Origin of the sequence: Rhodobacter sp. SY28-1, from assembly GCF_005222785.1 — a bacterium.
In the GTDB taxonomy this organism is placed as follows: domain Bacteria; phylum Pseudomonadota; class Alphaproteobacteria; order Rhodobacterales; family Rhodobacteraceae; genus Tabrizicola.
Genome location: NZ_STGH01000005.1, coordinates 13,699 through 34,975, shown reverse-complemented (window position 1 = coordinate 34,975; position 21,277 = coordinate 13,699). Strand labels below are relative to the sequence as shown.

Below are 21,277 nucleotides of genomic sequence, written 5' to 3'. Positions count from 1 at the left end.
CGCTTCGGTCAGGGCTGCCTTGGCGGCCCTTGCCTGTAGACTGTTGTCTTAACGGCCGGTCACCCGGAAACCGGCGTCGCGCAGGCATTGCGCCGAATAGACACGGTCGCGTTCGCCGAAGATCGTGGCGCTGTTCGCGCAGCCGCGCGGCAGGCGGTAGTCGAAGCCTTCCTCGCGCAGGCAGCCTTCGGAATAGAGCGTCACCGAACGGTCCGCCCCGTCGATCGAGATCGCGCAGACCGAAGGGACGCGCTTGGATCTGACCGGCTCGGGTTCAGGCAGAGGGGCCGGGGCAGGTTTCTTGTTGTCCTTCAACTCGTGGGCAATAGCGCCCACGACCAGCGCAGCGATCAGGGCCTTTGCCAGGTCGTCCTTCTTGTCGGCCTTGGCCGGGATTGCGGTGGCCAGCACCAGGGCCAAGGCCGCGGCCCCACCGGTCAGCATGGCCGCGAACCGGCGGCCCGAGAGGTTGGTTTCCGAAATTCCCTGCGAGCTGATGCGACGCGACTGGCTTCTGAATTCGACGGTCATGGCTGCCTCCTGGAGCGGATGTCTTGATCTTGTCGGGCCGCCGTTCCGTGCCTTGCGACCCCGATGACCAACCCTCGCCGCCAGCCCGTGGCGTAAGCAATATCGCCTGCCTGCTAGGGTATAGCGGTGCGGGAAAACTGACTTGCTATCCGATAACAATGCGCCAGAATCCCGGATGATATTGAATAGCAACGCGCGCATGCGCATTGTCCGACAGCAATCGAGCAGCCTCCTTTCCGGAGCAGGAAAATGAAAAGACTGATCACCTCTGCCGCCCTTGCGCTGGCCCTCGCGGGACCGGCTGCGGCGGAGTGCTATGCGGACTACAAGGCCAAGCGTGACGAACCGCTGCAACTGCACTACGGTGTCGCGCAGGTGTCGGATGGCAACTGCAGCCCCGGCGCGGCCGAAGGCGAATTGGCGCCGAGACTGGCGGCCGATGGCTGGACGCTGTTGAACGTTCTGTCCACATTCGGGCCCGAAGGTCTCGAGGAAAGGAAAGCGAGTGCCGGAGACTACTTCCTCCGTTACTGAAAGCCTGAAAGCCGGCAACCGCGTCGTCGCCTTCGGAATTGCTGCCATCGTCCTCATCCTGCTGGGTGCGGCGCTGTTCTTGTTCCTGAACCTGCCGGATGCAAACGCGTTTAACGCGCGGGTCGAGCGGATCTTTGTCGAGAACAACGATCTGACGTCGAATACGCAGATCAAGCTTCTGGAAATCCTTGCCCAGTCGGGGACGTCGTTTTCAGAGGTTCTGACCAGCTACCGGTCGGTGATCTTCGTCCTTCTGGTCTTTTCGACCGCCCTGCTGATCGCCGCGCTGGTCTTTCTGGTGATGATTATCGCGCTGAACCGCCGCATCTCGGCGATCCAGCGGTCGGGCATCCAGGTCGCCAGCCTGATGATCAGCCGCGAGGCGCGGGCGGTCTACATCAACGACCTTGAATTCCAGCTGACCGAGGCCGCGCTTGAGACCCTGTCGGTGCTTGCCGAGGCGCGGATGGACGACGAAGTGCTGACCGGCGCGCAGATCGAAGCGGTGATTTCCGGTCGGAACGAGGCCGACTGCGACGAAGCCGCCGGGGCGACCCGGGTCAAGCGGCTGCGGGATACGCTGGGCAACCAGTTGGTATCCGAACTTCTGGTCAAGACCATTGCCCGCCGGGGCTACATGCTGGCTGTGGGCAAGGACACGATCCGGATGATCTGACCGGCCTGCCGGATGGCACGGCTTCACGGTCAGGCCAGGCAGCGTCCTTGGCGCGGCATAGCTACGTTTTCAATCGATGACACACGGCTTGCGTCTGCGCGGCACCATGTGACGCGAAAGCGGTCTTGACCGAATCGCAAGCTTGTGACATCGGTGACATGACACCGATGTCATGACGTAGAGGGGCGTTGCGGCATGGGACGGGACTGCGGCAGCAGGGTGGGGGAATGTCGACAATCTACGATGTGGCCCGGCGCGCCGGGGTCTCTCCGAAAACCGTAAGCCGTGTGCTGAACGGCGACGGCCCCGTCGGTGAGCAGACCCGCCAGCACGTCGAAGAGGCGATGCGTGAGCTTGGCTATGTCCGCTCGAACGCGGCGCGGATGATGCGGGCGCAGAAGTCGGGGATAGTGGGCCTTATCACCGGCGCGATCTCGACGAAGAACCAGCCCTCGACCCAGCAGGGCCTGCCAGACCTCTTCATCGTGCAAGGCATCCAGCGAGCGCTGGAATCCTCCGGCATGACGCTGATGATCGCGGACACGGCCGGTCGTCAGGATCGGGTGCCGCACCTCTTCAGCACCTTCCTGTCGCACCGGGTCGAGGGGCTGATCTATGTGGCCGAATACCATCAGGAAGTGACGCTGCCACGGATTCAGGACAATACGCCCCTGGTCCTGGCCAACTGTTACGATGCGCATGGCACGCCGTCGGTCGTTCCGGATGATCGCCGCCTGCAGGCAGACCTCGTGCGCAGGCTGATCGCCGCGGGACACAGACGGATCGCCTATCTGTCGCTGCGGCCGGACATGGTGGCGGGCCGGTTGCGACCGCTGGGCTATCGCGATGCGCTGCAAGAGGCGGGGCTGCCCTTCGATCCGGCGCTGCTGCAGCATGTCGACTTTGACCAGCCCGAGATCGGCCCCCAGCTTCTGTGGGACAGCATCGACCGGATGCTGCAGCTTGACGCGCCGCCGACGGTTCTGTGCTGCGGCAACGACCAGATGGCGATGATGGTCTACGGCATCCTGCGCAGCATGGGTCGCAAGGTCCCGGACGAGATCGGGGTGGCGGGCTTCGACAACTACCGCGCCATCGCCGAAACGCTGTACCCGCCATTGACGACAGTAGACCTGCCCTACAACGCCATCGGCGCCCGTGCGGGCGAGCGACTGTTGCAACTGATTTCCGGCGAAGGCCGGGATGACCACAGCCCGGTCCGCGTGGCCGGGCCTGTCCACTGGCGCGCCTCGGTCAACGAAGTGCGACCGGAGAATGTGCTGAGCTTCAAACCCTTGAGGGAGGAAACCAAATGAAGATGTTCACCTTCGCGGCATCCGCCGCGATCCTGAGCTGGGCCTCGGTCGCCCAGGCGCAGGAAACGCTGACCATGTGGTATCATGGCGCGGGCAATGAAGTTGAGCTGAAGCTCATCAACGAGCTGATTACCGACTTCAATGGCAGCCAGGCCGACTGGAAGGTCGAGCTGCAGAGCTTCCCGCAAGCCGCCTACAACGATTCCGTCGTCGCAGGCGCTCTGGCCGGCAACCTGCCCGACATTCTGGACGTCGACGGGCCGAACATGCCGAACTGGGCCTGGGCGGGCTACATGCAGCCCCTGAAGATCGACGAATCGAAGATCGAGGGCTTCCTGCCCGGCACCAAGGGCGTCTGGAACGGCCAGCTTTACTCCATCGGTCTCTGGGATGCCGCCGTCGCGCTGGTCACCCGTCAGTCGACCCTGGACGAACTGGGCCTGCGTACCCCCACGGTCGACCAGCCCTGGACCAAGGACGAATTCATGGCGGCGCTTGACGCGGCGAAGGCCAGCGGCAAGTGGGAATTCCCGCTTGACCTGGGCATGGCCTGGACCGGGGAATGGTACCCCTACGCCTTCTCGCCCTTCCTGCAGTCCTTCGGCGGCGACATCGTTGACCGGACGACCTACAAGACCGCGGAAGGCGCCCTGAACGGCGAGGCGGCGATTGCTTTCGGCGAATGGTGGCAGGGCCTCTTCACCAACGGCTACGCCCAGGCGACGCAGGACCCCGCTGACCGCGATGGCGGCTTTGCGGCCGGCAAGTACGCCTTCTCGTGGAACGGCAACTGGGCTGCGCTCGGTGCTCTGTCGGCCTTCCCGGACACCGTCTTCCTGCCGCCGCCGGATTTCGGCGCGGGTCCGAAGATCGGCGGCGCAAGCTGGCAGTTCGGCGTCTCGGCCACCTCGAAGCACCCGGAAGGGGCGGCGGCCTTCATCGAGTTCGCGCTGCAGGACAAGTACCTGGCCGCCTTCTCGAACGGTATCGGCCTGATCCCGGCCACCGCTTCGGCCTCTGAAATGGTCGACAACTACAAGGCCGGCGGCCCGCTTGCGGTGTACGGCGAGTATTCGTCGAAACTGGCGCTCGTCCGTCCGGTGACCCCGGGCTACGTCGTGCAGGCCAAAGTGTTCGAAAAGGCCTTGGCCGACATCGCAAACGGCGCCGACGTGGCGGCAACGCTGGACGCGGCTGTCGACGAGATCAACGCCGACATCGAGAAGAACGGCGGCTACGGCCACTAAGGCTGTCTGGCCCCGGGGTCCGCTCCGGGGCCAGGTTCTCCCCAGAACCTTCGGCTGGCGGTCACTGCCGCCAGTCCTTTCCTTCCCGCGAGCGAGGCGATCATGGCGTCGAAGTTCACCGTGTCCAACCGGACGGGCTGGCTGATGGCGGGACCTGCGGTCCTGCTGATCGCCGGGTTCGTGATCCTGCCCTTCTTCCTGGCTTTCTACTTCTCCTTCACAAACCAACGCCTCGTCAGCCCCAATGCGACCGAGTTCGTGGGCATGTCGAACTACCGCCAGCTTCTGGGCGTGACGACGCTGACGCTCGATCCCGTACGCGACGATAGCGGGGCGGTGGTGATGAAGGATGGCGAGCCGGAGTATCCCTCGCTTCGCACAATCACCCGCAACAACCCCGACCGGCCTGACCTTGCCGGGATGCGCGAATGGTTCAGCTTCTCGCTTGGCGGGGACAGCAAGACCTTCGTCCTGGCCCGCGACGTGGTGTTCATGAAGGCCGTGGTCAACACCTTCATCTTCGTCCTGATCGTCGCCCCGGTGCAGGCGGGCCTCGCCCTTGGCCTCGCCCTTCTCATCAACCAGCGCCTGAAAGGCATCAACGTCTTCCGCGCGATCTACTTCATGCCGGTCGTCGTCTCGATCGTCGTCGTCTCCCTTTTGTGGCGGCTAATCTATGACGGACAGTCCGGCCTTCTGAACAATCTCCTCGGCGCGATCAGCTTCGGCCTGATTCCGCCCATAGACTGGCTGGGGAACCCCTCGACAGCGTTGGGGTCGATCATCGCGATGTCGATCTGGCAGGCGGTGGGTTTCCACATGGTCATCTGGCTTTCCGGCCTGCAGACCATCTCCCCCACCCTCTATGAGGCCGCCGCCATCGAGGGCGCGTCGAAGTGGCAGGTCTTCCGATACATCACCTGGCCGGGGCTGCGGAACACCGCCGTCCTGATCCTGATCGTCATCACCATGCAGGCCTTCGGGCTGTTCGCCCAGATCGACGTGATGACGAACGGCGGGCCTTTGGACAGCACCCAGACCATCGTGTTCCAGGCCATCGAGCGCGGCTATGGCAAGCAGGACATCTCGGGCGGCTCGGCGATTTCGGTGATCCTGTTCATCATCGTCCTTTCGATATCCCTGATCCAACGCTGGCTGACGCGGGAGAAGACCTGATGGCCATGATTTCCGCCGAGAACCGCGGCCTGCGACTGGCGACCCGCTACGCCGTCCTGGTCCTGATCGCCATCATCTTCGTCTTCCCGCTGGTCTTCATGCTGATGTCTAGCCTGAAGCCCGACCAGCAGCTTCTGGAGGATTCGGGCAACCTCCGCGCGTTCCTGCCGGTGGGTGACATCAGCCTGCAGAACTACTGGGACGCTTTCAAGCGCGCGCCCGTGGCGACCTTCGTCTTCAACTCGGTCCTTGTCACCGGGGTGACCGTGGTGCTGTCGCTCCTCCTCTGCTCGGCCGCAGGCTTCGCCTTCGTCTTCGTGAACTGGAAGGGCCGCAACACGCTCCTCGCGCTCCTCCTCGCCACACTGATCCTCCCGTTCGAGACCATCGCCATCCCGCTTCTGATGATGGTCGCGTACCTGCCCTGGCTGGGGATGGAGGGTCTGATCTGGGGCTGGCTGAATAGCTATCATGTCCAGATCATCCCCTTCATCGCCGACGGCCTGACGGTCTTCCTGTTCGTGCAGTACTTCAAGGATCTGCCGGGCGAGCTGATCGAAGCCGCCCGGGTCGAGGGTGCCAGCTGGTTCCAGATCTACCGCAAGATCGTCATGCCGCTCTCGGGCCCGATCTTCGCCACGGCGGCGATCCTGAAGTTCCTGGTGATGTACAACCAGTACCTCTGGCCGCTGATGGTCACGCAGGAAGAAGGCTACCGCCCGGTCATGGTCGGCCTGCAGTACTTCTTCCAGCTCAACGTCGCCTGGGGCGAGGTGATGGCCTACCTGAGCCTCATCACCGTCCCCGTCCTCGCCTTCTACCTTTACCTGCAGAAAGCCTTCATCGCGTCGATCGCCTCGACCGGCGTGAAGGGCTAACGGAGACCAAAATGTCGTTCAAACACAAAGACCTCTGGTTCTGGGACAGCTGGTATGTCCAGGATGGCGACATCTGGCACGGCTATTTCCTGCAGGCCCCGAAATCGCTGATCGACCCCGACGCGCGGCACCTGAACGCGACGCAGCGCCATGCGACCTCGAAGGACCTGGTCAACTGGACTGACATGGGCACGACGTTCGAGCCGCAGCGCAATGGCGCGGCCTGGGACGACAGCACGACCTGGACCGGGTCGGTCCTGAAGGGCGACGACGGGCTGTGGCATCTGTTCTACACTGGCACCACGCTTTCTGAGCAGTCGCTGTATCAACGCATCGGTCATGCGACCTCGCGCGACCTGCACAACTGGACCCGCGTCGGTGACGGGCTGGCGCTGGACATGACCGGCCCGAACGCCGACTGCTACGAGAAGGACCATGCCATCGGCCACTGGCACGACCGGGCCATGCGCGACCCTTGGGTGATGAAGGACCCGGACGGCAATGGCTGGCTGATGTATTTTACCGCCCGCGTGCCGGGCGTTCCGGAGCCCAACGCCGGCGGGGCCATTGGCTTTGCCACCTCGCCCGACCTGATGACCTGGACCCTGCAGCCCCCGGTCTTCCACGGCGGCTTTGGTCAGCTGGAAGTGCCGCAGGTCTTCCAAGTGGGCCAACACTGGTACTGCCTGTTCTGCACCTCCTCCCACCACTGGTCGGAGCAATATCGTCGCGACAACCCGGAGACCCCGGTGACCGGCACCCACTACCTGATCGCCGACCATCCTCGCGGCCCCTGGCGCATCGCGCCGGGTCCCTTCCTTGACGGCGCCGAGCCCTGCCGCCGCTACGCCGCCCGCATCGTTGACGGACCCCAGGGTCTTGTGATCCTCGGCTTCGCCGACAGCGGCAAGGCCACCTTCGGCGGCTATGTCATGGACCCCGAACCGGTCGTGATCGACCGCGACGGTCTCCTTCACGTTCAACCCCTCGCACAGGCGGCAGAGTAACGCATGGCACGGATTTCGCTGAAGAACGTCAAGAAAAGCTACGGCGCCACCCATGTCATCAAGGGCGTCGACATCGAGATCGAGGACGGTGAGTTCTGCGTCTTCGTCGGTCCCTCCGGCTGCGGGAAATCCACCCTGCTGCGCATGATCGCGGGGCTGGAGGACATCACCTCGGGTCAGCTTCAGATCGGCGAGACGGTGGTCAACGACCTGCCACCGAAAGACCGGGGCGTGGCGATGGTGTTCCAGTCCTACGCGATCTTCCCGCACATGACGGTGCGCGAGAACGTGGCCTTCGGGCTGACGATCTCTGGCGCGTCGAAAGAGGAAAAGGACGCCAAGGTCGCAGAGGCCGCGCGCATCCTGCAGATGGAGCATCTTCTGGACCGCCGTCCCTCGCAGCTCTCAGGCGGCCAGCGCCAGCGTGTCGCCATCGGCCGCGCCATCGTCCGAAAGCCGCAGGTGTTCCTGTTCGACGAACCGCTGTCGAACCTCGACGCCGCGCTGCGGATGGACATGCGGATGGAGATCGGCAAGCTGCACCAGCAACTGGGTGCAACGATGATCTACGTCACCCACGACCAGGTCGAGGCGATGACGCTCGCCGACAAGATCGTCGTGCTGAAGGACGGTCAGGTCATGCAGATCGGAGCGCCGATGGACCTGTATCACGATCCGGCGAACCTGTTCGTCGCGGGCTTCCTGGGGGCGCCCTCGATGAACTTTCTCAAGGTCACCGTGCAGGGCGTGAATGGCGGCAAGGTGCTGGTATCGAACGGTGCCCTGGACCCGGTGGAGGTTTCGGGCAAGCGTGGGCCGTTCCGGGTGGGCGATCAGGCGATCCTTGGCCTGCGTCCGCAGTATCTTTCGGTGGCACCAGGCAGCGGCAAGCTGCACGGCACGGTCGCGCTGACCGAACGGCTTGGGGCTGAGACAGTCGTAGAGGTCACGTTGAAGGACGGGAACCCGCTGATTGCCGCCCTTGCCCACGATGCCGTCTTCGATGTCGGCTCGCAGGTGCACCTCGACTTCGATCCCGATCGCGTCCACCTCTTTCCGGTAACCTGAACCTCGCGTCGGCCAGCAACAATTGCTTCGCTTTCACTCCGCGGCCACGCGGGGTGAGAGCAGGCGGGCCAGCTGCGCGGTCATCTGCCCGCTTTCCGCGCGCAACGTTTCCAGCGACATCGCTTCATCCTTACAGAAGTCGATGAAGGCCTGGTTCAATTGGTTGAAGATGACCCTTCCGATCAATCCGGGATCGAAGTCCGCACGGACCCGGCCACGGTGCTGCAAGGCAACCAACAGATCGCCGACCTGGGCAGCAAGCTTTGCATCCAGACCCGAATAGCGCTGCGAAAAGGGTGTTTCCGGGGCCGAGATGGTCAGCGAGATCGCGATGCGCCACATCGCTTTCGACAGGTACATCAGCGAATGGTCGTAGTAGATGTGGATCAGCCCATCCAGCGCCGAAGCCACGTCTTCCGGTGGGCGGGCAACCACCGCGCGTCCAGCGTCGATGACCTCCTCCACTTCCAGTGTCACGATCGAAAGCAGAATGTCGCCCTTGGTCGTGAAGTAGTTGTAGCAGGTCCCGGCCGAGACATCGGCCTGCGCGGCGATGTCCTCGATCCGTACGGCGTCATATCCCTGCGCGCGAAACAGGGCGGATGCTGCCTGCAAAATACGCAGCCGCCGGTCTTCCTTGTGCCGTTCCCGCAGTCCCACTCTCAGCCCCTGCCGTTTCTTGAATTTGACGTTGACTTCAAAAATGAATGAACTCAATCCTTTTGTTCAGGGCCCAGCAGAGGCCACCACCCGACATGGAGATTTCGATGACCGCGAACCGTCTTTCCGCCACCTCGCTTGCCCTGCTGCTGACCGCCACCCCGGGCCTTGCGCAGGAACTGAACGCCCTTGTCTGGTGCGACCACACCGACCCGGCGCTGATCGAACCGTTCGAGGAAAAGTTCGGGGTCAAGGTGAACCTCAAGGAATACGAAGGCACCGCAGCAGGTCTGGCGATCCTTGACCAGTCGCAGCCGGGAGACTGGGACGTGCTGGTGATCGACGCGGTCGACGTGAAGCGGGCCGTGGAGGCTGGACACATGGCAGAGCTCCCGGCCGACAAGCTGGCGACTGCGGATTTCTTCCCCGAGTTGGTGATGGCCGAGAACAACGTGATCGACGGCAAGACCTACGCCGTGTCCGAGAAGTTCGGCTACAACACGATCAGCTACGACAAGACCAAGGTCGACCCGGCGGACATGGAGGACATGGCCGCGCTGACCGGCGGCAAGTATGACGGTCGGATCGGCATCTACGACTACTACCTGCCGGTCCTCGGGTTGGTGGCGCTGGGGCAGGGGACCAACACTGCCGACATCACTGCCGAGAACCTGCCCGCGCTGCGCGACCCGCTGATGGCGCTGCGCAAGGCGTCGAAGCAGGTATCCGACGTGGTCTCGGCCCAGACGGCGCTGGCGACGGGAGAGGTCGACATCGTCGTCGGCGGGGGCGAATGGCTGACGGCGGTGCTGGCCGCCGAGAACCCGAACCTCGACTGGACGATCCCCAAGCAGGGCGGCCTTCGCTGGGCGCAATCTATTGGCGTGGTGGCGGGATCGACGCAGCCCGACCTCGCGCTGGAGTTCGTGAACTACATCACCTCTCCCGAAGGTCAGGCGCGGCTGGCGACCTCGTCCTGCTACTGGGGGATGCCCGCGAATGCCAAGGCAGGCGACGCGCTGACGCCCGAACAGAAGGCTGTGCTGCGCTGGGATCAGCAGCCAGATTTCCTGAAGCGCGCGCAGCTGTATCCGATCCCGGATGCCGCGCTGGATACCGCGATGCAGGACCTCTGGACCGAGATGCTGGCGCAATAGCGTGAGCCTCGCGGCAAAGGACCGCCGCCAGGCCTGGGGCCTTCTGGCCCCGGCCCTGGTCTGGACGGCGGCCTTTTTCATCCTGCCCTTTTTCGCGATGATCGCGCTTTCGTTCGCGCACATGGAAGGGCGCGAGATCGTCCGCGGTTTCGACCCCGGTAATTACACCCGCATCTTCACCGACCCTGTGATGCTTGAGGCGCTGCGGAACAGCCTGGAGATCACGGTCGTCGTCACGGTGATTTCCATCGTCCTCGCCTACCCCCTGGCCGCGATCATCGCCTTCCGGGTTCCTGCCTGTTGGCAACGGCTTGCGCTTCTGCTGGCAGTGCTGCCGTTCTGGACCTCCTATGTCGTGCGGTCCTATTCATGGCTTCTGGTGCTGGGACAGAACGGGGTGGTGAACAAGACGCTTTTGGGCCTGGGCCTTATCGCCGAGCCGTTGGAGATCGCCTCGACCCGGGCAGCCACGGTGATCGGCTTCGTCCACTTCTTTGTCATGCTGTTGACTTTGACGATCTATGCGAACCTGATCCAGTTGTCCCCGAACTACGCCCGCGCGGCGCAGGACCTCGGCGCAAGCCGCTGGCAGTGCTTCACCCATGTCATCCTGCCCCTGACCCTGCCGGGCGTCATCACCGGGGCCTTCCTGACGTTTGTTCTCTGCATCGGCGACTACATCACGCCGCAGATCCTGGGCGGGAACACCGAACTGACCTTGCCGCAACTCATCATGCTGCAACTGGGCCGCAGCGGAAATTTTCCGCTCGCCTCGGCCCTGTCGGTGGTGTTGATGGCCGTGGTGACGCTGGCCTATTTCGCCAGCAGCCGCTGGCTTCGGCTGGACCGGGTGTGAGGGGGCGCTTGTCGATGACTGCGTCATTCCTCGCTTCGCCACCACCGACGAGAAGCCGACGGCGCACGGGGAGGCCATCCGGATGATACGCACTCTTTCCTGGGCATACCTTGCCGTCGCCTATGCCTTCGTCTTCCTCCCCGTCGCCGTGTTGGTCGCCTTCAGCTTTCAGGACGGGCGACTGCCGGTACCGCCCTTCAAGGGCGTGACGCTGGACTGGTATGCCAAGGTGCTGGGGAATGACGACCTGACGGCGGCCCTCCTGAACTCGCTCCTCGTCGCCGTCGTCTCCTCGCTTGTCGCGCTGATTCTCGGCTTCCTCGCCGCCCATGCGCTGGCGCGGGTCCGCCTCCCCGGGTCGGCCCTGATGCGTGGCGTGCTCATCGCGCCCATGACCGTCAGCTACCTGATTGTCGCGCTTGGTCTGCTGAACCTCTTCAACCTGACTGGCCTCCGCCTCTCGCTTCTCACCGCAGGCATTGGCCATGTCGTCGTCAACCTCCCGCTCTGCTTTGCCATCACCTACGCCGCCATGGGCGACCACCAGCGATCCGCCGAACGCGCCGCCCGCGATCTTGGCGCGCCCGAATGGAAGGTGGTGACCCTCATCTCCGCGCCGATGCTCGCCGTCCCCCTTGCCGCTGCCTTCTTCCTGTCCGTCACCTTCTCCTGGGACGAGTTCATCATCGCCTTCCTCCTCACCCGCTTCGACGTCACCCTGCCCGTGGAAATCTGGTCGATGCTGAAATCCGGCCTCTCGCCCGCCACCAATGCCGTGGGCTCGCTGGTCTTCCTCGTTTCGGTCACCCTCGTCATCCTCCTTGAACTCACCGTCTTCCGGAAACGCCCATGACCGCCGCTGTGTCGATCCAAGCCGTCTCACAACGCTACGGGCAGGCCACCGCGCTGGACCGGGTCAGCCTGGAGATCGAGGCGGGCGAGTTCGTCGTCCTCCTCGGCCCCTCGGGCTGTGGGAAGACCACGCTTCTGAACCTGATCGGCGGGTTCACCGAACCGACGGAGGGCGCGATCCTGATCGGGGGCCGCGACATGGCGGGCGTCGCGCCGAAGGACCGGCCTACGACAACCGTGTTTCAGGACTATGCCCTATTCCCCCACATGTCGCTGCGCGACAACGTGGCCTTCGGGCTGCGGATGCGAGGGATTGATCGCGGCAAGCGCGCTGCGAAGGCCGACCAGATGCTGGCACTCGTGGGCCTTGAAGGCCGGGGCGACCGCCGTCCGCATGAGCTTTCCGGCGGTCAGCGCCAACGTGTCGCCTTGGCCCGTGCGCTTGCCGTCGAACCCGATGTCCTTCTCCTCGACGAACCATTGGGTGCGCTGGACCTCAAGCTTCGCCGCCAGATGCAGGACGAGTTGAAGGCGATCCAGCGCCGGGTCGGGACGACTTTCGTGCATGTCACCCATGACCAGGAGGAAGCCATGGCCATCGCCGACCGAATCGTGGTGATGAACGCAGGCCACATCGAACATGTTGGCCCGCCGCGTGAGGTCTACCTGCAGCCGAAAACCCTTTTCACCGCAGGCTTCATGGGTGAGATCAACCGCATTCCGGTCGCCGGGGGGCGCGCGCCCTTTGGACCGGTCGATGTCCCGGACGGCACGCTCTGCATCCGGCCCGAGGCGATCACCCCGGCCGGGGCGCTTCGCATCGGCCCGTGCAAGGTAGAAGATGCAGCGTTCTTCGGCGCCCACATCCGCGTGCACGTCTCGCCCCTGGCAGCCACGGACTTGCGCTTGATTGTGCATCTGCCGCAGTCTCAATCGGTAGAGCATGGCGGGGTGCTGGATCTTGGAGCCGAAACCTGGGTGGTGCTGACCGAATGAGAGCAAAGCCCGAAGACTGGTGGCGTGTCCGCAGCGTGGGCGACGGCGTCACCCATATCGACGAGCCGCACATCCGCGAATTCTACCGTTGCAACGTCTGGCATGTCCGGGGCCGCGACACCGACATGCTGGTCGACAGCGGCATGGGCGTGGTCAGCCTGCGCGACCAGGTACCGCTGGTGACCGAACGCCCGCTGCAGGCTGTGGCAAGCCACACCCATTTTGACCATGTCGGTCTGCACCACGAATTCCCCTGCCGCCTTTGTCACGCTGCCGAAGCGCATCTCCTCCGCGCTCCCACGCGCGAAAACACCTTCGCCGACAAATACGTCACCGATGACATCTTCACCACCCTGCCACCCGAGCCTTACCAATCCGAGACCTACACCGTCCACGCCGCGCCGGTGAGCCGTCTCCTCTGGGATGCCGACATCATCGACCTTGGCGATCGGCAGTTCGAGGTGATCCACACCCCGGGCCATTCCCCCGGTGGCATCGCGCTATGGGAGGCCGCGACGGGAATCCTGTTTTCCGGGGATATCGTTTACGATGGTGAGTTGATCGAGGGCACCAGCGATCTGGAACGCTGGCAGTACATCGTGTCGATGGAACGGCTCTTGCGTCTTCCGGTGCGGGTTGTCCATGGCGGGCACTTTCCAAGCTATTCGGGCGCGCGCCATCGCGAGATCATCGAGGATTGGCTGCGCGCGAAAGGTCGGTAGCGCCGCCTGTCGTGCCGAACCCGGCTTGGCGCACCGATAAGTCAAATCCAGCCCGGAGGGCTGCTTGTGCCTGCGTCTGCATTTGACGGAATTGTGGTGAGCCGGACAGGATTCGAACCTGTGACCCGCTGATTAAAAGTCAGCTGCTCTACCAACTGAGCTACCGGCCCCACGAGGCGGCTGATTAGGCAAGCCGCAGGCGGGGGTCAAGGGCAAAAACGTGTGGTACTGGCAAATCTTGGGTCAGGGGCGTATATGCCTTCCGATGATGGATACCCAGGCGCAAACCGGCCTTCCGTTCATGAAAATGCACGGCGCGGGCAATGATTTCGTGGTGATCGACTCGCGCGGGCGCGGGCCGGTGATGACGGCTGGCCTGGCGCAGGCGCTGGGCGACCGGAATCGCGGCGTTGGATTTGACCAGTTGGCCGAGATCACCAGTTCCACGGACGCCGATTTCGCGCTGACCTTCTGGAACAGCGACGGATCGCAGGCCGGGGCATGCGGCAACGCGACCCGCTGTGTCTCGGACTATGTGATGCAGGATCTGGGTTTGGACCAGGTCTCATTGGTGACGGCGCGCGGCGGCCTGCGGGCAGAGCGGGCAGCGGATGGGCGCATCTGGGTCAACATGGGCCTGCCGCAGCTGACCTGGCAGTCGATCCCTCTTGCGCGCGAGGTTGACCATCTGCATCTGCCTCTGCCCGGCGATCCTGTGGCCATCGGGATGGGCAATCCGCACTGCGTGCATTTCGTGCCGGATGCCGAGGCATTGGATCTGGCGACACTCGGGCAGCAGATCGAACATGACCCCCTGTTTCCCCAGCGCACGAACGTGGAGTTCGCGTCCCTTCTCTCGCCCTGCCGGATGCGGATGCGTGTCTGGGAACGCGGAACGGGCATCACGCTCGCCTGCGGCTCTGGGGCTTGCGCCACGGCGGTGGCGGCACATCTGCGGGGAATGATCGGGCCTCGGGTCGCGCTGGAAGTTGACGGCGGGGTGCTGGAAGTCGACTGGCGTGAGGACGGCGTCTGGCTGACTGGCCCTGTGGCGCGGGTCTTTGACGGGATTCTGACACCCGACTATCTCGCGGCGCACAGATGAACGTTGTGCAGAAACCCCCGGTCTTTGCGACGCTGGGTTGTCGCCTGAACGCCTACGAGACCGAGGCAATGAAAGAGCTTGCCGCGGCGGCCGGCCTGTCGGGTGCGGTGATCGTCAACACCTGCGCCGTGACGGGCGAGGCGGTGCGCAAAGCCAAGCAGGAGATCCGGCGGCTCTCGCGGGAAAATCCGTGCGCGGCGATCATCGTGACCGGCTGCGCGGCGCAGACAGAACCCGAGACCTTCGCGGCGATGCCCGAGGTCGCCCGGGTCGTGGGCAACCACGAGAAGATGCAAGCCGAGACCTGGCAGGGCATTGCGGCCCCGGACCTGATCGGAGTGACCGAGAAGGTTCATGTCGACGACATCATGTCGGTCCGCGAAACGGCGGGGCACCTGATCGACGGGTTTGGGCGGCACCGGGCCTATGTGCAGGTCCAGAACGGCTGCGACCACCGCTGCACGTTTTGTATCATTCCTTACGGCCGGGGGAATTCCCGCTCGGTCCCGGCGGGGGTGGTGGTCGAGCAGATCAACCGGCTGGTGGAGCGCGGGTTCAACGAGGTCGTGCTGACCGGGGTGGACCTGACCTCATGGGGCGCGGACCTGCCGGGGGAGCCGCGCTTGGGCGATCTGGTGCGGCGGATCTTGAAGCTGACCAGCGTGCCCCGGCTGCGGATATCGTCCATCGATTCCATCGAGGCCGACCCGGCGCTGATCGAGGCGATTGCGACGCAGGCGCGGTTGATGCCCCACCTGCACCTGTCGCTGCAGGCGGGGGATGACCTAATCCTGAAACGGATGAAGCGTCGCCATCTGCGGGATGATGCGATCCGGTTCTGTGAGGAAGTCCGGGCGTCGCGGCCGGAGATGGTCTTCGGGGCCGACATCATCGCGGGGTTTCCGACCGAAACGGAGGCGATGTTCCAGCGGTCGCTGGACTTGGTCGAGGACTGTGGGCTGACCTTCCTGCACGTCTTCCCGTTCAGCCCCCGCAAGGGGACCCCGGCGGCGCGGATGCCGCAGGTCCGGGGGCCGGAAATCAAGGAACGCGCGGCGCGGCTGCGGGCCTTGGGGGACCGGGTTCTGAGGGAGCATCTGGCGGCGCAAGTGGGCCGGGTCCACCGGGTGCTGACCGAAGGAGCGCGGGTCGGGCGGACGGAAGGCTTCGCCGAGGTGGCCTTCGCGGCGGACCAGCCCGAGGGGGCGATCCTGGAGGTTCGGGTCACCGGGCAGGATGGAACGCGGCTTCTGGCGTGAGAGTGTCCACGGTGGACAAAACCAAGAATGACAATGAAAGCAATGACTTGGTCGCGGGCGTTAGGGGTTTCTTAATCTCTGAATTCTGCGCGGATTGGGGCGGTTTTCCAATTGAGCGCTGACGCGCGAACACCTTTTGTCTCGTCGCCGGCCTTCGCCTCCTCCTCGGGCAATGGGGGCGCTTCGCCCCCCAAACCCCCAGAGGATACTTGTCGAAGGGAAAGACCAAAGGTTTCGATGCAGGTCAGCCAAGCGCGACGAGGTGGTTGTCCCATTGGGTTTTATCGGTGGCAAGCGAGGTGAGGCCATCGTCGCTGGCGGACCAGACCGCGCCCTGACCGTCCGTGACGGTGAAGCCAGCGCCTGCGGTCGCCGCGCCGCAAAGGTCGGGGCGGTGATGAGTGGCAATGTGCGCTCCGCCCGCGTCGAACAGCATCAGCGCGCCGCCCTTGGGTGAGGTGATGAGGAAGCGGTCGCCTGTTGCGGCGACGGACCCTGCATAGCCCTGCATCGTGAAGGCCTGCGCCTCGGGCGGCGTGCAGAGGATCGGGGCGGAGCCGGGGGTCCAGAGGCCGAGTTGCGGGACGGGCTCGGCCGGGTCGCCTTCCCATTGCATGGCGAAGGCGATCCGGTCGCCCGACAGCGCGAGGTGGCGGATAGAATTCTGGTGCAGGTCGGGAAGTTCGATCTGGTCGAGTAGGGTACCGTCTTCGGCCAGCAGCGTCAGATTGGGTCGCATGTCGGGGATGTTGAGCTTGGTCCGGTCGACAGGGTCAGTCCGGATGCCGCCGTTCGCCACGGCCAGGCGGCCATCTTGCAGGCGCTTGATTTCATGGGGGCCGATGCCGTGGCTGGGCCAGTCGGTAAGTCGGGAGTAGCGCGCGGTGTCCCACAGGCCGACGCGGCCTTCGGAGGTTTCGGCCACGACCTCGGAGGTCATCAGCAGGCTGCCGTCCGCGGAATATGCGCCGTGCCCGTTGAACTGCATCCCTTCGGGCGGGGTCAGCCGGTGGCGGATCGCTCCTCTGGCGCAGTCGATCACCAGCGCGAAAGTGCCGGGGCGACGGGCAAAGGCCACGGCCTCGGCCCGCATGGGATGGGCGGCGGCAGCGTGGCCGCGTCCCGGGAGAGGGATGCGGAAGAGGCTGGTGCCAGTGGTGGTGAGGCCATGGAGGAAGAACTCCTCTCCCCGCTTTCCGGCAGCAAGGAAGGCGGGGGCGCCGACATCGGCCCAGGTCAGGCGCGGGGCGAGGCTTGCGGCCAGACTGGCCAGAAACGTCCGGCGCTGCATCAGTCCCCGTCCTGCGAGTTGAAGCCGAGTTCCACGCCAAGGGCCGGGCCAAGCTCGGCCACGACGGTATCGCGGGTGCTGCGGACAGCCTGCTGCAGGATTTCCAGCTTCAGCCAGCCTTGCGGGTCGGTGATGCGGTCGATGTCGGGGTCCAGGCCTTCGGCCAGCGCGATGGCATGGTCGAATGCGGCCAGAGTTTTGGGGCTGTCGGGGTCGAGGGTGAGTGCAAGGTCCCGCAGCGCGGCAAGCGACAGGGCGATGTTGCGGACTGAGCGGGCAGAGGCATGGGCCTCGGCCAGGTCGGGGCGCGGCTTATCGAAGGTGCCCAAGGGGCGGCCGATGCGGCGGTCTGCCAAAGCCTCAAGCCCGGTGGCGAGTTGGGTGAACAGGGCCTGGGTGGCCTCTTCGGGCTTCAGGAAACGGGTGTTACCGGGCTGTCCCGCGGTGAGGAGAAGGTCGCCGTAGGGGCCCCAGGCGGCGTTGAGCGCAGTGGCAGTGGTGGCGAGGTCGTCGGCGGTGACTCGGATCAGCGGGCAGGGGTCGGTTGCCAGCGTCTCGATCGGGTAGAGCAGGCGTTCGAGGGCTGGCAGGCCGCGGGCGGCAACGGAGTGCTGGGCCATGTCTTCAGCCGTCGGGGGGGAGTCGAGAAGCGCGCGCTGCGCTTTCCAGCCAGAGCCTTTCGGGTCGGGCCAGAACAGGACGGCAAGGCCGCGTCCGTCTTCCTCGGCGGGGCCGAGTGTGAGGTGGGCGACCTGCATCCAGGCGTCAAAGGTAGCGTTGAACGCGGGGCGGAGGGCGGCGGGGTCGCAGCTTTCAATGGCGGCGAGGGACTGGGCGGCCTCGGCAAAGGCGGCGAAGCCGGGTCGGCTGTGGTCCTGCACGACGGAGGCGGTGTCGGCGGTAGCGGGAGCCGTGAGGAGCGCCACGAGCGTCGAGAGTATCTTGGGCAGGTGGCCCCCCTCCCTGGCGCTTGCCCCGGCAGGGGGAGGGGAGGCGGGGTGGAGGGCAGAGTTCCGTTTGGTCGGGTGCGCGGTCATCAGAGGCTTCCCAGGAAGGCGAGGAGGGCCTCGCGGTCTTCGGTGGACATGGCGGCGACGGCGTCGCGTTGGGATTGCGCCTCGCCACCGTGCCAGAGGATCGCCTCCAGGAGGCTGCGGGCGCGGCCGTCATGCAGGTATTCGGTGTGGCCTGAGACCTGGGCGGTCAGGCCGATGCCCCAGAGGGGAGGGGTCTTCCATTCGCTGCCCGTGGCGCGGCCCTCGGGGCGGTTGTCGGCAAGGCCCGGCCCCATGTCGTGCAGGAGCAGGTCGGTGTAGGGCCAGATCAGCTGGAAGCTCTGCTCCGGCTGGCCGTCGAGTCGGTGAGTGACGTGTTTTGGCGTGTGGCAGCCGGTGCAGTTCAGGCTGTGGAACAGCTCCTTGCCGCGCAGGACCTGGGGGTCGTCGATGTTGCGCCGTTCGGGCACGCCGAGATTGCGGGAATAGAAGCTGACAAGGTCAAGGCTTGGGCCGTCGACCTCCAGACCGTCGCGGGTGCCGGGCTCTTGCCCGTGCGGGGCGTCGCGGCAAGCGGCCTGGCCGGTGGTGCAATCGCCCCAGGGGTCCGGGTGGAGTGGGGTGGACAAGCCCATATCTCCCGCGAAAGCCCCGGCGGATTGTTCGCGGACGGTGGGGGCGCCGGCCTTGAGGCCGAAGCGACCCAACATGGGGGTGCCGAACTCGACGGAAGGGACAATCTGCGGGCGACCGGAGATGCCGTCGCCGTTGGCATCGTCCTCGTCGGCAAGGGCAAGGATGTCGGCGGTGGGGATCGCCTCCAGCAGGCCGAGGCCGATCATCTGGGGGGCGACACGGGGGGAGAGCATAAGGCCGTCGCTGGGGGGGCCGTAGGCGGGGTCATTGAGGCTGTAGGCAGGGGCGCGGAGGGAGACGGTGGTGCCGTCGGGAAGGGTGACGGGGGTCTCGGTCCAGGTGATGTTCATCCGGCCCTCGGCGGCATGGCCGGGGGCGGCGAGGTCCTGGAGCTGGCCGCCGTAGGTGGGATCGGGCTGGGTGGCGATCCAGTCGGCGATGCCCTCGGGCGAGGGGCCGCCGGGGACGGAGAGGCGGAGGAACATCGACACGCGGGAGGCGTCGGCATCGGGGGGCGTGTGGCCGCGGCCGTCCTTCAGGTGGCAGTCCTGGCAGGCGCGCGCGTTGTAGAGAGGGCCAAGGCCGTCGGAGGCCTTGGTGGAGGCTGGGGCGGCGACCCAGGTCTTGCGGAACAGCGCATTGCCCAGCTTGAAGTCCATCTCGCGGTTGAAGGGCATGTTGGCGGAGTGCTGCGAGAAGGCGTCGGCGGTGGCGATGGCGCGGACGGTGGCGGCCCCGGCGGATTTGGCCTCGAAGGGTTCAGGTTTGGAGAAGTCGGTGGGCGGGGCGAGGACGGTGTCGATCTTGGCCTGGTCTTCGGGCGTGCGGGGGATTACGGGCAGGTGGCGGTCGTCCAGGGCCTGGGCGAAGGCGGGCGCGGCAGCAAGGACAAGGAGAAGGGCGAGACGCATGGCTGACTCCGGTTGACGGAGTCATACTCCTGCAATGTTGACTGTTTCAATCGGAAAATGACGGGCGTGGTGTCGGACGACCAATCGACGCAGCACGGCGGGCGCGGGCACAGGGAGGGCTTTGCGGCTTTGTCCTAGGGTGCAGGTCAAGGTTTTGATCGGGCTCACGAAAACGATTGCGCCTTTCCGCGCCAAACTGCAAACATGAAGGCCTGTGCGGTGCGCGTGGTGAGTTTCCAGGTTGATCCCTGCACCCTGGTCCGGCTGCGATTGCGGCCGGACCAGTCAGGCGCGGGCTTACAGAAATCCCGAGAAGTCCGGCTGCTCGACGTCTTGCAGGGGCGGCAGGTCCGGGGTGCGGACCGCCTGCAAAACCGCCCGGGCCAGGAAATCGGCCCCGCGCTGGGTGTCCTCATCGATCACGATGATACCGGGGTTCACCATCCCAAGAAGGCGGCGCGAACCCTTGACGATTACGTCGAAATCCCTGCCGATCACGCGACCCGCCTCGGTCATGGCCGAGGTCACGGCAAGCGCGGCCATGTCGGACGAGCAGACAAAGCCGTCGCAGGCCGGTCGTGCGGCCACATGGCGCCGTGCGGCGGCCTGCAGGCCCTCAAGCGAGCTGCTGATTGTCGCCTCGCCGATTTCCTCGAAGTTCAGGTCCAGCGCGCGGGCCGCTTCGGCCGCCTTCTGGAACGTGTCGAGGCCGTAGTATCGGTCATGTGGCGGGCCAAACAGCGTCAGCCCCCGACGCCCCCGGTGCTGCAGAAGCTGCGCCGCCTGCTCGGCAAAGGCGCCGTTGTCGAAATCGTAGTACGGGTGCAGATGCGAAAGCCTGCTGCGCCCGTGCGTGGCGAAGGGAAAGCGGCGATCCAGCAGATAGGCGGTGCGCGGGTCGTCGATCAGGGTTTCATTGAAGATCACCGCATCGGCCATGCGCCCTTCGACCACCTGCCGAATCGCCTGCAGCCCGTCCTCATGCGACAGGGCGGGAGTGATGGTGATCTGGAAGCCTGTCGACAGCAGCGCCCGCGCAATCGAAGGGATCAACCGGCTCATCTGGTCGTCGGGCGAGATGCGGAAGACGAGGCTGATGGTGAAGGTGCGCCCGGTGCGCAGGCGCAAGCCGGCACGGTCGGGGACATACCCCACTTCCTCGGCGATCTGGCGAACCCGGCGCTTGGTTTCCTCGCCGATCTCGGGCGAATCGTTCAGCGCACGGCTGACCGAGGGCACCCCCAGACCGCAAAGGTCGGCGATGGTCTTCAGCGTCGGTCGCGGTGACGCAGCTTTCGGATCCCTTCCGCCCATCCTGGTCGCCCTTCAAGTGTCGATGCGAACCGGATGTCGCGCCGACCTGAAGGATTTGACTATATGGTCAAAGGCGCCCTGGATAAATGA

The 21,277-nt window shown here is 65.1% G+C and carries 21 protein-coding genes and 1 tRNA gene; 15 read left to right on the top strand and 7 right to left on the bottom strand.

The annotated features are described in order from the left end of the window. Positions 1–48: 48 nt before the first annotated feature. Complete coding sequence (locus tag E8M84_RS20185; protein WP_137113057.1) at positions 49–531, bottom strand: hypothetical protein; 483 nt, start codon at positions 529–531, stop codon at positions 49–51. Positions 532–780: 249 nt separating this feature from the next. Between E8M84_RS20185 and E8M84_RS20180 the strand changes: the two genes are divergently transcribed. The 8 genes from E8M84_RS20180 (at position 781) to E8M84_RS20145 (ending at position 8,433) form a co-directional block, all read left to right on the top strand. After that, complete coding sequence (locus E8M84_RS20180; RefSeq protein ID WP_137113056.1) at positions 781–1,065, top strand: hypothetical protein; 285 nt, start codon at positions 781–783, stop codon at positions 1,063–1,065. Further along, complete coding sequence (locus E8M84_RS20175; RefSeq protein ID WP_137113055.1) at positions 1,037–1,741, top strand: response regulator transcription factor; 705 nt, start codon at positions 1,037–1,039, stop codon at positions 1,739–1,741. Before E8M84_RS20180 ends, E8M84_RS20175 begins: the two co-directional genes overlap by 29 nt. Positions 1,742–1,968: 227 nt before the next feature. Continuing rightward, positions 1,969–3,057, top strand: a complete 1,089-nt coding sequence (locus E8M84_RS20170; protein WP_137113054.1) for a LacI family DNA-binding transcriptional regulator — start codon at positions 1,969–1,971, stop codon at positions 3,055–3,057. Further along, positions 3,054–4,304, top strand: coding sequence for an extracellular solute-binding protein (locus E8M84_RS20165; RefSeq protein ID WP_137113053.1), 1,251 nt, complete (start codon positions 3,054–3,056; stop codon positions 4,302–4,304). Before E8M84_RS20170 ends, E8M84_RS20165 begins: the two co-directional genes overlap by 4 nt. A gap of 102 nt (positions 4,305–4,406) precedes the next feature. After that, on the top strand, positions 4,407–5,480 hold the full coding sequence (locus E8M84_RS20160; RefSeq protein WP_137113052.1) for a carbohydrate ABC transporter permease: 1,074 nt from the start codon (positions 4,407–4,409) through the stop codon (positions 5,478–5,480). Then, a complete protein-coding gene (locus E8M84_RS20155; RefSeq protein ID WP_137113051.1) occupies positions 5,480–6,358 on the top strand; it encodes a carbohydrate ABC transporter permease in 879 nt (292 codons plus the stop codon). Before E8M84_RS20160 ends, E8M84_RS20155 begins: the two co-directional genes overlap by 1 nt. An 11-nt stretch (positions 6,359–6,369) precedes the next feature. Continuing rightward, positions 6,370–7,365 (top strand): levansucrase, encoded by a 996-nt coding sequence (locus E8M84_RS20150; RefSeq protein WP_137113050.1) that lies wholly within the window; start codon positions 6,370–6,372, stop codon positions 7,363–7,365. Between the two features lie 3 nt (positions 7,366–7,368). Next, positions 7,369–8,433 (top strand): ABC transporter ATP-binding protein, encoded by a 1,065-nt coding sequence (locus E8M84_RS20145; RefSeq protein ID WP_137113049.1) that lies wholly within the window; start codon positions 7,369–7,371, stop codon positions 8,431–8,433. A gap of 33 nt (positions 8,434–8,466) precedes the next feature. Here E8M84_RS20145 and E8M84_RS20140 read toward each other — a convergent pair whose 3' ends face one another. Next, entirely contained in the window at positions 8,467–9,093 is a 627-nt protein-coding gene (locus tag E8M84_RS20140; RefSeq protein WP_137113048.1) for a TetR/AcrR family transcriptional regulator, read from the bottom strand. 107 nt (positions 9,094–9,200) lie between these two features. Here E8M84_RS20140 and E8M84_RS20135 point away from each other — a divergent pair, with 107 nt between their 5' ends. From E8M84_RS20135 to E8M84_RS20115, 5 genes are all read left to right on the top strand, one after another. Then, positions 9,201–10,250: a spermidine/putrescine ABC transporter substrate-binding protein gene (locus E8M84_RS20135; RefSeq protein WP_240790469.1), complete on the top strand. Its 1,050-nt coding sequence runs from the start codon at positions 9,201–9,203 to the stop codon at positions 10,248–10,250. Between the two features lies 1 nt (position 10,251). After that, complete coding sequence (locus E8M84_RS20130; RefSeq protein ID WP_240790468.1) at positions 10,252–11,106, top strand: ABC transporter permease; 855 nt, start codon at positions 10,252–10,254, stop codon at positions 11,104–11,106. 82 nt (positions 11,107–11,188) lie between these two features. Next, positions 11,189–11,959, top strand: a complete 771-nt coding sequence (locus tag E8M84_RS20125) for an ABC transporter permease (protein ID WP_137113045.1) — start codon at positions 11,189–11,191, stop codon at positions 11,957–11,959. Beyond that, positions 11,956–12,954 (top strand): ABC transporter ATP-binding protein, encoded by a 999-nt coding sequence (locus E8M84_RS21900; RefSeq protein WP_137113044.1) that lies wholly within the window; start codon positions 11,956–11,958, stop codon positions 12,952–12,954. Before E8M84_RS20125 ends, E8M84_RS21900 begins: the two co-directional genes overlap by 4 nt. Beyond that, positions 12,951–13,676: an MBL fold metallo-hydrolase gene (locus E8M84_RS20115; protein WP_137113043.1), complete on the top strand. Its 726-nt coding sequence runs from the start codon at positions 12,951–12,953 to the stop codon at positions 13,674–13,676. The genes E8M84_RS21900 and E8M84_RS20115 overlap by 4 nt, the downstream gene beginning before the upstream one ends. 94 nt (positions 13,677–13,770) lie before the next feature. Here the strand turns inward: E8M84_RS20115 and E8M84_RS20110 are convergent. Further along, positions 13,771–13,846: transfer RNA gene (locus E8M84_RS20110), tRNA-Lys, on the bottom strand. 95 nt (positions 13,847–13,941) lie between these two features. Between E8M84_RS20110 and dapF the strand changes: the two genes are divergently transcribed. Together dapF and mtaB are read left to right on the top strand one after the other, a co-directional pair. Continuing rightward, positions 13,942–14,781, top strand: a complete 840-nt coding sequence (gene dapF, locus E8M84_RS20105) for a diaminopimelate epimerase (RefSeq protein WP_137113042.1) — start codon at positions 13,942–13,944, stop codon at positions 14,779–14,781. Further along, on the top strand, positions 14,778–16,040 hold the full coding sequence (gene mtaB / locus E8M84_RS20100; protein WP_137113041.1) for a tRNA (N(6)-L-threonylcarbamoyladenosine(37)-C(2))-methylthiotransferase MtaB: 1,263 nt from the start codon (positions 14,778–14,780) through the stop codon (positions 16,038–16,040). Before dapF ends, mtaB begins: the two co-directional genes overlap by 4 nt. A gap of 244 nt (positions 16,041–16,284) precedes the next feature. On the opposite strand, the gene E8M84_RS20095 is transcribed toward mtaB, so the two are convergent. The 4 genes from E8M84_RS20095 to E8M84_RS20080 form a co-directional block, all read right to left on the bottom strand. After that, a complete protein-coding gene (locus E8M84_RS20095; RefSeq protein WP_137113040.1) occupies positions 16,285–17,334 on the bottom strand; it encodes a DUF1513 domain-containing protein in 1,050 nt (349 codons plus the stop codon). Beyond that, positions 17,331–18,368, bottom strand: a complete 1,038-nt coding sequence (locus E8M84_RS20090) for an imelysin family protein (protein ID WP_137113039.1) — start codon at positions 18,366–18,368, stop codon at positions 17,331–17,333. Before E8M84_RS20090 ends, E8M84_RS20095 begins: the two co-directional genes overlap by 4 nt. Continuing rightward, a complete protein-coding gene (locus E8M84_RS20085) occupies positions 18,368–19,873 on the bottom strand; it encodes a di-heme oxidoredictase family protein (protein WP_137113038.1) in 1,506 nt (501 codons plus the stop codon). The genes E8M84_RS20090 and E8M84_RS20085 overlap by 1 nt, the downstream gene beginning before the upstream one ends. Before the next feature lie 297 nt (positions 19,874–20,170). Beyond that, on the bottom strand, positions 20,171–21,187 hold the full coding sequence (locus tag E8M84_RS20080) for a LacI family DNA-binding transcriptional regulator (protein ID WP_137113037.1): 1,017 nt from the start codon (positions 21,185–21,187) through the stop codon (positions 20,171–20,173). Positions 21,188–21,277: the final 90 nt, after the last annotated feature.

Coding starts and splice junctions, on each gene's coding strand:
- E8M84_RS20185 (WP_137113057.1), bottom strand. CDS start 531: ATGACCGTCGAATTCAGAAGCCAGTCGCGTCGCATCAGCTCGCAGGGA.
- E8M84_RS20180 (WP_137113056.1), top strand. CDS start 781: ATGAAAAGACTGATCACCTCTGCCGCCCTTGCGCTGGCCCTCGCGGGA.
- E8M84_RS20170 (WP_137113054.1), top strand. CDS start 1,969: ATGTCGACAATCTACGATGTGGCCCGGCGCGCCGGGGTCTCTCCGAAA.
- E8M84_RS20165 (WP_137113053.1), top strand. CDS start 3,054: ATGAAGATGTTCACCTTCGCGGCATCCGCCGCGATCCTGAGCTGGGCC.
- E8M84_RS20160 (WP_137113052.1), top strand. CDS start 4,407: ATGGCGTCGAAGTTCACCGTGTCCAACCGGACGGGCTGGCTGATGGCG.
- E8M84_RS20155 (WP_137113051.1), top strand. CDS start 5,480: ATGGCCATGATTTCCGCCGAGAACCGCGGCCTGCGACTGGCGACCCGC.
- E8M84_RS20150 (WP_137113050.1), top strand. CDS start 6,370: ATGTCGTTCAAACACAAAGACCTCTGGTTCTGGGACAGCTGGTATGTC.
- E8M84_RS20145 (WP_137113049.1), top strand. CDS start 7,369: ATGGCACGGATTTCGCTGAAGAACGTCAAGAAAAGCTACGGCGCCACC.
- E8M84_RS20135 (WP_240790469.1), top strand. CDS start 9,201: ATGACCGCGAACCGTCTTTCCGCCACCTCGCTTGCCCTGCTGCTGACC.
- E8M84_RS20125 (WP_137113045.1), top strand. CDS start 11,189: ATGATACGCACTCTTTCCTGGGCATACCTTGCCGTCGCCTATGCCTTC.
- E8M84_RS21900 (WP_137113044.1), top strand. CDS start 11,956: ATGACCGCCGCTGTGTCGATCCAAGCCGTCTCACAACGCTACGGGCAG.
- E8M84_RS20115 (WP_137113043.1), top strand. CDS start 12,951: ATGAGAGCAAAGCCCGAAGACTGGTGGCGTGTCCGCAGCGTGGGCGAC.
- dapF (WP_137113042.1), top strand. CDS start 13,942: ATGATGGATACCCAGGCGCAAACCGGCCTTCCGTTCATGAAAATGCAC.
- mtaB (WP_137113041.1), top strand. CDS start 14,778: ATGAACGTTGTGCAGAAACCCCCGGTCTTTGCGACGCTGGGTTGTCGC.
- E8M84_RS20090 (WP_137113039.1), bottom strand. CDS start 18,368: ATGACCGCGCACCCGACCAAACGGAACTCTGCCCTCCACCCCGCCTCC.
- E8M84_RS20085 (WP_137113038.1), bottom strand. CDS start 19,873: ATGCGTCTCGCCCTTCTCCTTGTCCTTGCTGCCGCGCCCGCCTTCGCC.
- E8M84_RS20080 (WP_137113037.1), bottom strand. CDS start 21,187: ATGGGCGGAAGGGATCCGAAAGCTGCGTCACCGCGACCGACGCTGAAG.